The sequence below is a fragment of the Pseudomonas sp. 9.2(2024) genome (genome assembly GCF_039695385.1).
Taxonomy (GTDB): Bacteria; Pseudomonadota; Gammaproteobacteria; order Pseudomonadales; family Pseudomonadaceae; genus Aquipseudomonas; species Aquipseudomonas paraglycinae.
In genome coordinates this window covers 555,037-567,121 of sequence record NZ_CP155585.1, presented here as the reverse complement: position 1 = coordinate 567,121, position 12,085 = coordinate 555,037, and the positions used below count along the sequence as shown (strand labels likewise).

10 protein-coding genes are annotated in these 12,085 nt (G+C 61.7%); 7 read left to right on the top strand and 3 right to left on the bottom strand.

Annotated features, from left to right (window positions below):
• Positions 1-52: 52 nt before the first annotated feature.
• From ABFB52_RS02510 to ABFB52_RS02500, 3 genes are all read right to left on the bottom strand, one after another.
• Positions 53-265 carry a hypothetical protein gene (locus ABFB52_RS02510; protein ID WP_102687846.1) on the bottom strand — a complete coding sequence of 71 codons (213 nt, stop codon included), beginning with the start codon at positions 263-265 and terminating at the stop codon, positions 53-55.
• A gap of 245 nt (positions 266-510) precedes the next feature.
• Positions 511-1,617: an agmatine deiminase gene (gene aguA / locus ABFB52_RS02505; protein WP_007952634.1), complete on the bottom strand. Its 1,107-nt coding sequence runs from the start codon at positions 1,615-1,617 to the stop codon at positions 511-513.
• Positions 1,618-1,796: 179 nt separating this feature from the next.
• Positions 1,797-4,709: an aminotransferase gene (locus ABFB52_RS02500; RefSeq protein WP_129973498.1), complete on the bottom strand. Its 2,913-nt coding sequence runs from the start codon at positions 4,707-4,709 to the stop codon at positions 1,797-1,799.
• A 272-nt stretch (positions 4,710-4,981) separates the two neighbouring features.
• Between ABFB52_RS02500 and rfbB the strand changes: the two genes are divergently transcribed.
• From rfbB to ABFB52_RS02465, 7 genes are read left to right on the top strand one after another with little or no spacing between them, the layout of a single operon-like run.
• Positions 4,982-6,067 carry a dTDP-glucose 4,6-dehydratase gene (gene rfbB, locus ABFB52_RS02495; RefSeq protein WP_129973499.1) on the top strand — a complete coding sequence of 362 codons (1,086 nt, stop codon included), beginning with the start codon at positions 4,982-4,984 and terminating at the stop codon, positions 6,065-6,067.
• Positions 6,064-6,939, top strand: a complete 876-nt coding sequence (gene rfbA, locus ABFB52_RS02490; protein ID WP_129973500.1) for a glucose-1-phosphate thymidylyltransferase RfbA — start codon at positions 6,064-6,066, stop codon at positions 6,937-6,939. Before rfbB ends, rfbA begins: the two co-directional genes overlap by 4 nt.
• On the top strand, positions 6,936-7,481 hold the full coding sequence (gene rfbC, locus ABFB52_RS02485) for a dTDP-4-dehydrorhamnose 3,5-epimerase (protein WP_085746355.1): 546 nt from the start codon (positions 6,936-6,938) through the stop codon (positions 7,479-7,481). Before rfbA ends, rfbC begins: the two co-directional genes overlap by 4 nt.
• On the top strand, positions 7,478-8,347 hold the full coding sequence (gene rfbD / locus ABFB52_RS02480) for a dTDP-4-dehydrorhamnose reductase (protein ID WP_085746354.1): 870 nt from the start codon (positions 7,478-7,480) through the stop codon (positions 8,345-8,347). Before rfbC ends, rfbD begins: the two co-directional genes overlap by 4 nt.
• A gap of 36 nt (positions 8,348-8,383) precedes the next feature.
• On the top strand, positions 8,384-10,192 hold the full coding sequence (locus tag ABFB52_RS02475; protein ID WP_085746568.1) for an ATP-binding protein: 1,809 nt from the start codon (positions 8,384-8,386) through the stop codon (positions 10,190-10,192).
• Positions 10,189-11,577, top strand: a complete 1,389-nt coding sequence (locus ABFB52_RS02470; RefSeq protein ID WP_102687840.1) for a sigma-54 dependent transcriptional regulator — start codon at positions 10,189-10,191, stop codon at positions 11,575-11,577. Before ABFB52_RS02475 ends, ABFB52_RS02470 begins: the two co-directional genes overlap by 4 nt.
• A 40-nt stretch (positions 11,578-11,617) precedes the next feature.
• Positions 11,618-12,073, top strand: coding sequence for a YiiD C-terminal domain-containing protein (locus ABFB52_RS02465; RefSeq protein ID WP_129973501.1), 456 nt, complete (start codon positions 11,618-11,620; stop codon positions 12,071-12,073).
• Positions 12,074-12,085 lie beyond the last annotated feature (12 nt).

Below are 12,085 nucleotides of genomic sequence, written 5' to 3'. Positions count from 1 at the left end.
AAAAAAGCGCTGCCATCCCGGCAGCGCTTTTTACAATCCTTGTTTGTTCTTCTTATCCTTCCATCACATCCCACAGTGCTTCCAGTTCGGCCTCGCTGAACAGGCCAGCGGGGTAACGCTCGATCATCATCCGGCGCGGATCAGGTTCCCTGATCTGACGCGTTCCATTGGACTTCAACCAGTGCGCGACAATCTGGAGCGACTCACTATTTACCGTCATGGGATGCAACGTCCGCTCGCTGATTACGTTCACTTCGGCGTTCATTTCAGCGCTCTCTCCCCGTTCGTGAGCGGCTACGTTATCCAAGGTTTATGACAGAACTGTTGAAGTTCTCCCCCCTCCCTAGTGCGTCATGAGCGATACAAGAGCTATGCCAACGTCATGAAATAGTCGACCAGCGGACATAAAGAAACCCGCAGTCCTGACGGGCTGCGGGTTTCTCTTCAAGCGTGGGCAACAAATGACTGTCCGGTCGATTTTTCAATCAACTCAAGCTGTTACATCCGCACTCACTCTTTGTGCGGCGCGGGTTGCTGTTGGGTAAGGCAGTGAATATTGCCGCCGCCCAGTAACAGTTCGCGACCCGGCACCATCACCACTTCGTGTTGCGGGAACAGGTTCTGCAGGATCTCCCGCGCCGGGGCGTCCATCGGATCGTCGAAGCTCGGCGCGATGATGCCGCCGTTGACGATCAGGAAGTTCACGTAGGAACCGGCCAGGCGCACGCTCGGGTTGCGCTCCTGAGTGCCGTCCACCGGATCCACGCCCGCGCATTCTTCTTCGGTGGCAAACAGCGGCCCCGGAATCGGCATCTTGTGCACCGTGAACGGGCGGCCCTTGGCGTCGGTGCTGCTTTCCAGCACTTTCATCGCGGCCTGGCAGCGCGGGTAGTTCGGATCCTGCGGATCGTCGGTCCACGCCAGCAGCACTTCGCCCGGACGCACGTAGCAGCAGAAGTTATCCACATGGCCGTCGGTTTCGTCGTTGAACAGGCCATCCGGCAGCCAGATGATCTTGTCCACCGACAGGTTTTCGCTGAGCACCGCTTCGATCTCTTCGCGACCCAGGTGCGGGTTGCGATTGCGGTTGAGCAGACATTCTTCGGTGGTGATCAGGGTGCCTTCGCCGTCGACGTGAATCGAGCCGCCTTCGAGCACGAAGCCTTCGGTGCGATAACGCGGGCTTCGCTCGATTTCGAGGATCTTGCCGCCGACCTGAGAATCACGGTTCCACGGCGAATACAGGCCGCCGTCGAAGCCGCCCCAGGCATTGAAGTCCCAGTTCACACCGCGCACTTCGCCGCTGTTGTTGATCACGAAAGTCGGGCCGCTATCGCGAACCCAGGCGTCATCGCTGGACATCTCGACCACGCGGATATTCGGCACGTCGAGGCGAGCACGAGCGTTTTCGTACTGGCCGGCAGAGACCGCCACGGTGACCGGTTCGAAACGCGCGATGGCTTTGGCCACTGCCGCGTGGGCGGCCTGCGCCGGTTTGCCGCCGAGACGCCAGTTGTCCGGACGCTCGGGCCAGATCATCCAGGTCTGGGTTTGCGGTGCCCATTCGGCCGGCATGTAAAAGCCATCGGCGCGTGGTGTGCTTTTCAATGTGGTCATGTCGATCAGACTCCAGGGAACCGTCGAGGGTTTTTCAACACGCCGTACAGGGATGGACGACGGACTATGGCGACTTTATAAACGATAAATATCGACTTTAGAAGCCATAAATAAAAAACAATCTCGTTTTAACCAGGCAAATACCGATACAAATCGGTATTTGCCGGTTCCGGATCGCCTCAGAGCCCTTCTTCCAGCACCTTCGCCAGCATGTCGACAAAGAAATCCACGCTCTGACGCGAGGTGACCATCGGCGGCTTGATCTTCAGGACGTTCAGATAATCGCCGGTTGGCTGCATGAAAATCCCCAGCTCCCGCAGGCGATCACACAACAGCGTGGTTTCCTCGGTCGCCGGTTCCAGGGTTTCCCGATTGCGGATCAGCTCGACCCCCAGATAGAACCCGGAACCGTGCACCGCGCCGACCAACGGATATTGATCGATCAACGCCTCCAGCCGGGCCTTGAAATGAGCGCCGACCACCTGGGCGTTTTCCCAGAGTTTTTCTTCTTCCATGACGTCGAGCACCGCCATGCCGATCTGGCAGCTCACCGGACTGCCGCCAGCGGACGAGAAGAAATAGCCCTCGGCCTCCAGCGCCTCGGCGATTTCCCGGCGGGTGATCACCGCGCCCAGCGGCTGGCCGTTGCCCATGCCTTTGGCCATGGTGATGATGTCCGGCACCACGCCTTGCTCTTCGAAGCCCCAGAAGAAGTGGCCCATGCGCCCGTAACCGACCTGCACCTCATCGGCGATGCACACGCCGCCCCGGGCGCGCACCAGTTCATAGACTTTCTTGAGGTAGCCCGGCGGTAGCGAGATCCCGCCCGCATTGCCGTAGACCGGCTCGCAGATGAACCCGGCGAGTTGGCGTTTCTGCTCGTCGATCTTCGCCAGATGATGTTCGACACTGCGCACATAATCCGGCGCCGAATCCGGGCCGCGAAATTCGCCGCGATAGGTGTTGGGCGCGGTCACCGCATGCACCCAGTCCGGGCGACTGCTCAGGGCCTTCGGGTTATCGGCAATCGAGGTCGACACTGCGTCCGCGCCCACCGTCCAGCCGTGATAGGCCTCCAGCACGCTGATCATGTCGCGCCCACCGCTGGCGGCCCACGCCAGGCGGATCGCCAGATCGTTAGCCTCGCTGCCGCTGTTGACCAGGAACACCCGATCCATGCCCTCCGGCGCCAGTTTCAGCAAGCGCTCGGAAAACTCGGCGACCGCCGCATAGTTGAATCGCGAGTTGGTATTGAGCAGCGACCACTGCCGGCTCGCGACCGCCGCCATGCGCGGGTGACCGTGGCCGAGCACCGCGACGTTGTTGAGCATGTCGAGGTAGGAACGGCCCTGCATGTCGATCAGGTGATTGCGCCAGCCGCGCTCGATGCGCGGCGGGTCGACGTAATAGTGCTTTTGGGTGCGGGCAAAACTGGCGTCGCGGCGCGCAAGCAAGGTAGCTGCGTCCAGCTCGGGTTCGGCGTCGCAGGCCAGGCCCAGCAGTGCGGCCGGCGAGGGGGACAACGCCTGCCACGCCAACGCGCGTGATGGTGTACAGAACAGCGGCGCTTCCAGCTGTGCGCCGCGAATCAATTGCACGATCAAGGGACCGTCCACCGAACCCAGTACCTGGCCTTTGACCAGCGCTGCGTCACTGTGCAATGAAGGTTTCACGCCCAACAAGCGCAGGCTCAGTTGCGAACCATCGAGTCGCAGCGCGCCGTCGGCCGACAGGTGAAGTACGCCAGCAAACGGCGCTTCCACCGTCGAACCCTGGGGCACATGCAATTCAACGTGCAGCGGGAATGTCTCTGGCTCATCGGTGCTGTCGGGCCGGGTGCGCGACAACCGGTATTGCCCGTATCGACTGGCCGCCAGACCGTGGATGGCCGCTGCTTCACTCAACAGGCGCTGATCGATGCCAGGCTGCTCCCAATTGCCCGCCTCGAAGTGCGCGCTCAACACACCCAGATCGATCAACGCGAATTCGCGCCCGACCAGACCGGGCAACAACGGCGCAAAGCCTTCACTGTCGATGGTCGGCAATGTCTGGCCGACCGCCGTGAGAATCGCAGCCTCCATCAAGGCCAGAGGCACAGAGGTGGCGACCCGGAAGATCTCCCACTCGTGGTTCAGATTATCGCGGCTGTAGGTATTGCCCGGATCGATGCTGACCTGTTGCTCGCCACTGAGCACCAGCACCGCCGCCCGCGCCACAATCAGCGGCCACAGCGCCAGAAGCTCTTCGTGTTGCAGCGGATTGACCGCGTGATAGGCCTGCACGGCCGGCAGGATCACGAACGGATCGCCGGCGGCATGATGCAGCAGCGCGGCGCAGGTGACCGACAGATCGGTGATGCGCCAGGTGCGCACCAGATCGCCAAAATCGATGACGCCCTGCAACTGCCAGTGCCGTCGGGCGTCACGCTGCCAGACCACGTTGTCGTCGGTGATGTCCATGTGGATCGCCTGCACCGGCAGCTTTTCCAGCAGCGGCTGCAAACGAAGTCTGGCCTGTTCGGCAGCCTCGGCGATCAGCGCGCGTTGGCGCTGGTCCTCGATCACCGGCAGCAAATGCTCGATCAGGGCGCTGGCGTGGCGTGCATCCCACTGCAATGTACGCTCGAGCCCCGGATGGTCGAACCCGGCCAGGGCCAGATCCATTTCGCCGCAGAGCCGGCCGAAACCGGCGACGACATCGTGGCCAAGGTGATCGAGAGCTGTCAGCGGCTGGCCCTCGATGTAATCGAGCAGACGTACATGCACCGCTTCGCCGCCGATCTCCAGCGACAACAGGTCCTGGCCGTCGTTGGCCGGGATCACCCGAGGAACCTGCACAGCGCCATGATCGGCCAGGTACCTCAGCCCCGCGTGCTGGGCCTGCAGTTCCACCAGCGAATAGTCGCCCCGGCAGATCTTCAGCACGAATCGCCCGCGTTCGCTGTCCACGCGATAATTGAGGTCCTGCTGGCTGCCCAGCGCCTGCAACTTGCCGCTCAGCCCGTAATGCTGCGTCAGAACCTGCAAGGCCTGCTCTGCAGTGACCTGTGGGCCCGGAAGACTGGCGCGATGAATCAACGTGGCGAACGACATGGAACGACCCCTGAAATTTTATTAGGCGCCTATATCGCCACTGCACCGATGGATAATCAACCCCCCGTAAACCCCGCGCCGATCACTGCCCTGTTTCACTCGGCCGCCGCTGCTCCATTGGATGGAGTGCGCCCGGCTTCCGTACGTCGAATACCCGCCGGCACAGAGCTGCGCGGACAAAATACCGCGGGCAACCCTCTTGTGCCGCCACTCCCCTGCCGACAAGCTATGCTCCACTCGCTTTAACGTCTTACGGAAAAAGGCCAACCTGCATGCGTATTCTCGTCACCGGTGGTGCCGGCTTCATTGGCTCCGCACTGGTTCGCCACCTGATTTGCAACACGGCTCACGATGTGTTGAACCTCGACAAACTGACTTACGCCGGCAATCTCGAATCGCTTACGAGCATCGCCGACAACAGCCGTTACGAATTTGTGCAAGCCGATATCGTCGATCAGTCCACAGTGAGCACCCTGCTCAAGCGCTTCCAGCCTCATGCGATCATGCATCTGGCTGCCGAATCCCATGTCGACCGATCCATCGATGGGCCGTCGGACTTCATTCAGACCAATATCGTCGGTACTTACAGCCTGCTGGAAGCGGCCCGTGCCTACTGGCAGGGCCTGGCCGAGCCGGAAAAAAGTGCCTTCCGCTTTCACCATATATCGACCGACGAGGTCTACGGCGACCTGCATGGCGTCGACGATCTGTTCACCGAAACAACTCCCTACGCCCCCAGCTCGCCCTATTCCGCAAGCAAGGCGGCGTCCGATCATCTTGTCCGGGCGTGGCACCGCACTTATGGCCTGCCCGTCCTGCTGACCAATTGCTCGAACAATTACGGGCCCTACCACTTTCCGGAAAAGCTGATCCCGCTGGTGATCCTCAACGCACTGGCCGGCAAGCCACTGCCGGTGTATGGCAACGGTCAGCAAGTCCGTGACTGGCTGTTCGTCGACGATCATGCCCGGGCGCTGTTGAAAGTGGTCACCGAAGGCGCGGTGGGTGAAACCTACAATATTGGCGGACACAACGAACAAAAGAACATTGAGGTGGTGCACGCCATCTGCTCATTGCTCGAAGAGTTGGCACCGAACAACAAGCCTCAGGGCTTCGCTCGATTCGCTGACCTGATCACTTTCGTCAAGGACCGTCCCGGTCACGACCTGCGTTACGCCATTGACGCCGGCAAGATCGAACGCGAACTGGGTTGGGTCCCTGAAGAAACGTTCGAGACCGGCCTGCGCAAAACCGTTCAGTGGTATCTGGACAATCTTCAATGGTGCCGACGCGTTCAGGACGGCAGCTATCAGGGCGAACGCCTGGGTTCCACCGACATCAAGGATCTGCTCGCATGATGAAGGGCATAGTTCTCGCCGGAGGCTCCGGCACACGATTGCATCCAATCACGCTCGGCGTATCCAAACAGCTGTTGCCGGTCTACGACAAACCGATGATCTATTACCCGATCTCGGTGCTGATGCTGGCCGGGATCAAGGACATCCTGATCATCTCCACCCCGCAGGATCTTCCGCAATACCGCAACCTGCTGGGCGATGGAAGCCAGTTCGGGGTCTCGTTCAGCTATGCCGAGCAGCCATCCCCCGACGGACTGGCCCAGGCCTTTCTGATCGGCGAGCAGTTCATTGGTAATGATCCGGTGTGCCTGATTCTCGGCGACAACATTTTCCACGGCCAATCCTTCAGCGAACAGTTGAAGAAAGCCGCCCGCAAACCTCAAGGCGCAACAGTGTTCGGCTATTGGGTCAAGGATCCAGAGCGCTTCGGCGTGATCGACTTCGACAGCGAAGGGCGCGCCCTGTCCATCGAAGAGAAACCCGCAAAGCCCAAGTCCAGCTACGCGGTGACGGGTCTGTACTTCTACGATAACGACGTGATCAGGATCGCCAAGGCAGTCAAACCATCGCAGCGTGGCGAACTGGAAATCACCGACGTCAACAACGCGTATTTGCAGCGTGGCGATCTGCAGGTCGAGCGTTTCGGACGCGGGTTCGCCTGGCTCGACACCGGTACTCACGACAGCCTGCTTGAAGCCTCCCAGTATGTGCAGACCATCGAACACCGCCAGGGCCTCAAAGTCGCGTGCCTGGAAGAGATTGCCTATCTGAACAGGTGGATCAGCCGCGAACATCTGCTCGAGCGCGCGCAGTACTTCGGCAAGACCGGCTATGGCCAGTACCTGTATTCGATTGCCGGAGAAAACCAATGAACGTGATCGAAACCGATCTGCCCGGCGTCATGGTCATCGAACCCAAAGTGTTTGGTGACGAACGCGGCTTTTTCTACGAGAGCTTCAATGCCAAGGCGTTTGCCGAAGCGACGGGCGTGAATGCGCAGTTCGTACAGGACAACCATTCGCGCTCGCAGAAAGGCGTATTGCGTGGTCTGCACTATCAGTTGGAAAACACCCAGGGGAAACTGGTGCGAGTGACCGTCGGTGAAGTGCTCGACGTTGTCGTGGATATCCGGCGCAGCTCGCCGCACTTCGGCAAATCGCTCACCCTGCGCCTGTCGGCAGACAATCGTCGCCAACTCTGGATACCCGAAGGCTTCGCCCACGGTTTTGTCGTGCTGAGCGAGGTTGCCGAATTTCTCTACAAGACCACCGACTATTACACGCCGTCTGCCGAGCGATGTATTCGCTGGGACGACCCGACGCTGGACATCGACTGGCAACTCGAATCTGCTCCGCAGCTCTCGGCCAAGGATCAGAACGGTAAAAGCCTGAACGAGGCTGACCTGTTCCCATGAAAATCCTCATCTGTGGACAGCAGGGTCAGGTCTCGAAAGAGCTGCAGTTGCGCCTGGCCGATACAGGCGATCTGATCGTGCTCGGGCGTGACCGGCTTGACCTGGCTCAGCCCGCGCAAATCCGCCAGCAGGTCAGACAGATCGCTCCCGATCTGATTATCAACGCTGCGGCCCATACTGCAGTCGACCAGGCAGAAAGCGAGCCCGAGCTGGCTTTCGCCATCAATGCGACAGGGCCCGGTGTCTTGGCCGAGGAAGCAGCACGGCTTGGTGCGCCGCTGATTCATTACTCCACCGATTACGTCTTTGACGGCAGCCAGCCAGAGCCCTACAACGAATCCGATGTACCAGCCCCGCTGAGTGTCTATGGCAAAAGCAAGCTGGCAGGCGAGCAAGCCATCGCCGACGTTCAGGGGCAACACCTGATTCTGCGAACCAGTTGGGTTTACTCCACCCATGGCCGGAACTTCCTGTTGACCATGCAGCGATTGCTCCAGGAAAAACCACAATTGCGGGTCGTCGCCGATCAGGTCGGAGCCCCCACCTGGGCGGGCACCATTGCCCAGAGCACCCTGGCACTTATCGAACGCTGGCAGTCAGGGCAACCCGGGGTCTGGGGCACCTACCACCTGACGGCCGGCGGGCATACCTCGTGGTTCGGTTTCGCCCAGGCTATTGGCGCAGCGCTGCGTGAACAGGGCAAACCGTGCGCAGAACTGATACCGATCCCTTCCAGCGACTATCCGACGCCTGCTGCACGTCCCTTGAATTCGCGTCTGGACTGCAGTCGCCTGCAGCGTGAGTGGGGCGTCAGTCTGCCGGACTGGCAAACCGCGCTGCACGAGTGTCTTGCCGGGCAAGCCTAGGCATAATGCGCCTGTACCCACAGGCGCCCGATGCTCATGACTCCGACCCTTCCCCGTCGCCCCCGCTGGCGCAGCCTCGCCCTGCTGGCCCTGTGTCTGGCTCCGCTGCTGTGGCCGCTGGAGCATCTCGCCGAGCGCTATTACCGCAGCGAACTGGCCGGCCAGAACCGCCAGACCCTCGACCTCTACGTCGCCAACCTGCTGGGCACCCTGCATCGCTACGAAGTGCTGCCGCAAATCCTCGGCGACCTGCCGGCCCTGCGCGCGGTGCTCGGGGCGCCGGACGACGGTGTGACCCAGGGCAACGCCAACCGCCTGTTGAAGAACATCGCTGCGCAGACCGGCGCCGAAGTCATGTACCTGATGGACACCAACGGTCAGACGCTCGCTGCATCGAACTGGGACAAGCACGACAGCTTCGTCGGGCGCAATTTCTCGTTCCGACCCTATTTCAGCGAAGCGATGGCCGGCCGTCTCGGGCGCTTCTTCGGGTTGGGCACCACTTCCGCCAAACGCGGCTATTTCTTCGCCGCCGCCGTGCGCAACGGCGAAAAAATCATCGGCGTACTGGTGATCAAGGTTGACCTCGACCACACCGAAAGCCTGTGGGGCAAAACCCCGGAACAACTGCTGGTGACCGACCACAACGGCGTGGTCATCCTCACCTCGCGCCCGGAATGGCGCTTTCGCGCGACCCGTACCCTGAGTGATGCAGAGCGCGCGGCGATCACCGCGATCCAGCCCTACCCGACCCGCGAGCCACGCCCGCTGAACCTGAGCCCGACCGCGTGGCTGCCGCAGACCCAAGAGATCGCGGAAACCGGCTGGAGCGTCAGCATTCTTGCCCCGCGCACATTGATCGACCGACCGGTGCGCACGGTGGTGGCGATCGGCGGCGCCACCTTGCTGGTAGTCATGTTGTTGCTGGGCCTGATGATGCAGCGTCGTCGTCATTACCTGGAACGGATCGCCTTCGAAGCCAAGGCCCGGCGGGAACTTGAGGGCCGGGTTGCCGAACGCACCAGCGATCTCGAAGGCCTCAACCGGCGCCTCAAGCAAGAGGTGCTGGAACGCGAACAGGCCCAGCAGGAACTGGTGCGCGCCCAGGACGATCTGGTGCAGGCCGGCAAACTGTCGGCGCTGGGGACGATGTCGGCGAGCATCAGCCACGAACTCAACCAGCCACTGGCGGCGATCCGCAGCTACGCCGAAAACGCCGAAGTGCTGCTCGACCACGAACGCACCGAAGACGCCCGAGGCAACCTCAAACTGATCAGCGAGCTGACCGGGCGCATGGCCTCGATCATCGCTCACCTGCGCGCCTTCGCTCGTCGCGACCGCCACGCCCCGGAAAGTGTCGCCCTGCAACCGGCGCTGGACGACGCGCTCGCCTTGCTGGCCAAACGTCGCCGCAGCATGGATGTCGAGCTGATCCGTGACCTGCCCGCCGCCACCCTGTGGGTCGAGGCCGGGGAAACCCGTCTGCGCCAGGTGCTGGGTAATCTGCTGGCCAACGCCCTCGACGCCCTGACCGAGAAAGGCCCGCCGCGCAAATTGTGGCTGAGTGCCGAATCCACCGATGACGGCGTCAACCTGTACATTCGCGACAATGGCCCGGGTTTCTGCATGGAAGCCCTGGGCCGTGCCAGCGAACCGTTTTACACGACCAAGACCCGCACTCAAGGCCTGGGTCTGGGGTTGGCCATTTGCGAAACCCTGATGCGCGCCTTCGGTGGTGAACTGTCGTTCGCCAACCACAAGCAAGGTGGCGCCTTGATCACCCTGCGGCTGCGCGCCGGCGCGCCCGGGGTCAGCCTGCAACCGTCCGAGGATCGAAGCGCATGACCATCGACAACCGCATTCAGGTGGTGCTGATCGACGACGATCCGCACCTGCGTCAGGCCTTGGGCCAGACTCTGGATCTGGCCGGCCTAAAAATTCTCCCGCTGTCCGAAGCCAAGGGCCTGGCCGCGCAACTGGAGCGCGACTGGCCGGGCGTGGTGGTCAGCGACATTCGTATGCCTGGCATGGATGGTCTTGAGTTGCTCCATGAACTTCACGCTCAGGATCCCGAGCTGCCGGTGCTGCTGATCACCGGCCACGGCGACGTGCCACTGGCCGTGCAGGCCATGCGCGCCGGTGCCTATGACTTTCTGGAAAAACCTTTCGCCAGCGACGCCCTGCTCGACAGCGTGCGCCGCGCCCTGGCCCTGCGGCGTCTGGTGCTGGACAACCGCAGCCTGCGCATGGCCCTGAGTGATCGCAACGAACTGAGCGCGCGGCTGGTCGGCCAGTCCGCGCCGATGTCACGCCTGCGCGAGCAGATCGGCGCGCTGGCGGCGACCAAAGCCGACGTGCTGATCCTCGGCGAAACCGGCGCCGGCAAGGAAGTCGTCGCCCGCGCCCTGCATGATCTGTCGAGTCGGCGTAACGGCCCGTTTGTGGCGATCAACGCCGGGGCGTTGGCCGAGTCGGTGGTCGAAAGCGAATTGTTCGGCCATGAACCCGGCGCCTTCACCGGTGCGCAAAAGCGCCGGATCGGCAAGTTCGAATTCGCCAATGGCGGCACGCTGTTCCTCGACGAAATCGAGAGCATGAGCATGGATGTGCAGGTCAAACTGCTTCGCATGCTGCAGGAGCGCGTGGTCGAGCGTCTGGGCGGCAATCAGTTGATCCCGCTGGACATCCGCGTCATCGCCGCCACCAAGGAAGACCTGCGCCAGGCCGCGGATCAGGGGCGATTCCGGGCCGACCTGTATTACCGCCTCAATGTGGCGCCGCTGCGCATTCCGCCCCTGCGTGAACGGGGCGAAGACGCGTTGATGCTGTTCCAGCATTACGCCGACGAAGCCAGCGCCCGTCATGGTCTGCCACCGCATGAACTGCAACCGGCGCAACGGGCGTTGCTGCTGCGGCACTCATGGCCGGGCAACGTGCGGGAATTGCAGAACGCGGCGGAGCGTTTTGCCCTCGGTCTGGAACTGGCACTGGACAACACGCAGCCCGATGGCAGCCCCGGCACCACCGTCGAAATCACGGCGGGCGGGCTCAGCGAGCAAGTGGAAAACTTCGAGAAATCCCTGATCGCCGCCGAACTGGCCCGCTCTCACAGTTCCGTGCGCAGTCTCGCCGAAGCCCTGGGCATTCCGCGCAAGACCCTGCACGACAAACTGCGCAAGCACGGGCTGAATTTCGCTGGCAGCGGCGGCCATTCCGACGAATCCGAATGAAGCACGCTCAATTCACTTTTCTGCCGCAAGAGGTCCGGGCATGAAGCACGACAGTCGTTATCTGGAATCGGTTCTTCACCATGACATCCCGCTGACCCGGGACATGGGCCTCAAGGTGCTCGACTGGCAGGAACAGCAACTGCGCCTGCATCTGCCGCTGGACGCCAACGTCAATCACAAGAGCACCATGTTCGGTGGCAGCCTGTATTGCGGCGCGGTGCTGGCCGGCTGGGGCTGGCTGCACTTGCGTTTGAAAGAAGAAGGCATCGAAGACGGGCACATCGTGATTCAGGAAGGACAGATCAGTTATCCACTGCCTGTGACCGGCGATGCCATTGCGATCTGCCCGTCACCGAGTGCAACGCAGTGGAAGAAATTTCTGGCGATGTATCAGCGTTACGGACGGGCGCGATTGACTCTGCATACGCGGGTCATCAATGCCGGTAGCGATGAGGATGCAGTGACCTTCAGCGGGCAGTACGTCCTGCACCGCTGAAGACTGAGCGCG

Coding starts and splice junctions, on each gene's coding strand:
- rfbB (WP_129973499.1), top strand. CDS start 4,982: ATGCGTATTCTCGTCACCGGTGGTGCCGGCTTCATTGGCTCCGCACTG.
- ABFB52_RS02465 (WP_129973501.1), top strand. CDS start 11,618: ATGAAGCACGACAGTCGTTATCTGGAATCGGTTCTTCACCATGACATC.
- rfbA (WP_129973500.1), top strand. CDS start 6,064: ATGATGAAGGGCATAGTTCTCGCCGGAGGCTCCGGCACACGATTGCAT.
- ABFB52_RS02470 (WP_102687840.1), top strand. CDS start 10,189: ATGACCATCGACAACCGCATTCAGGTGGTGCTGATCGACGACGATCCG.
- rfbD (WP_085746354.1), top strand. CDS start 7,478: ATGAAAATCCTCATCTGTGGACAGCAGGGTCAGGTCTCGAAAGAGCTG.
- ABFB52_RS02510 (WP_102687846.1), bottom strand. CDS start 265: ATGAACGCCGAAGTGAACGTAATCAGCGAGCGGACGTTGCATCCCATG.
- aguA (WP_007952634.1), bottom strand. CDS start 1,617: ATGACCACATTGAAAAGCACACCACGCGCCGATGGCTTTTACATGCCG.
- rfbC (WP_085746355.1), top strand. CDS start 6,936: ATGAACGTGATCGAAACCGATCTGCCCGGCGTCATGGTCATCGAACCC.
- ABFB52_RS02475 (WP_085746568.1), top strand. CDS start 8,384: ATGACTCCGACCCTTCCCCGTCGCCCCCGCTGGCGCAGCCTCGCCCTG.
- ABFB52_RS02500 (WP_129973498.1), bottom strand. CDS start 4,709: ATGTCGTTCGCCACGTTGATTCATCGCGCCAGTCTTCCGGGCCCACAG.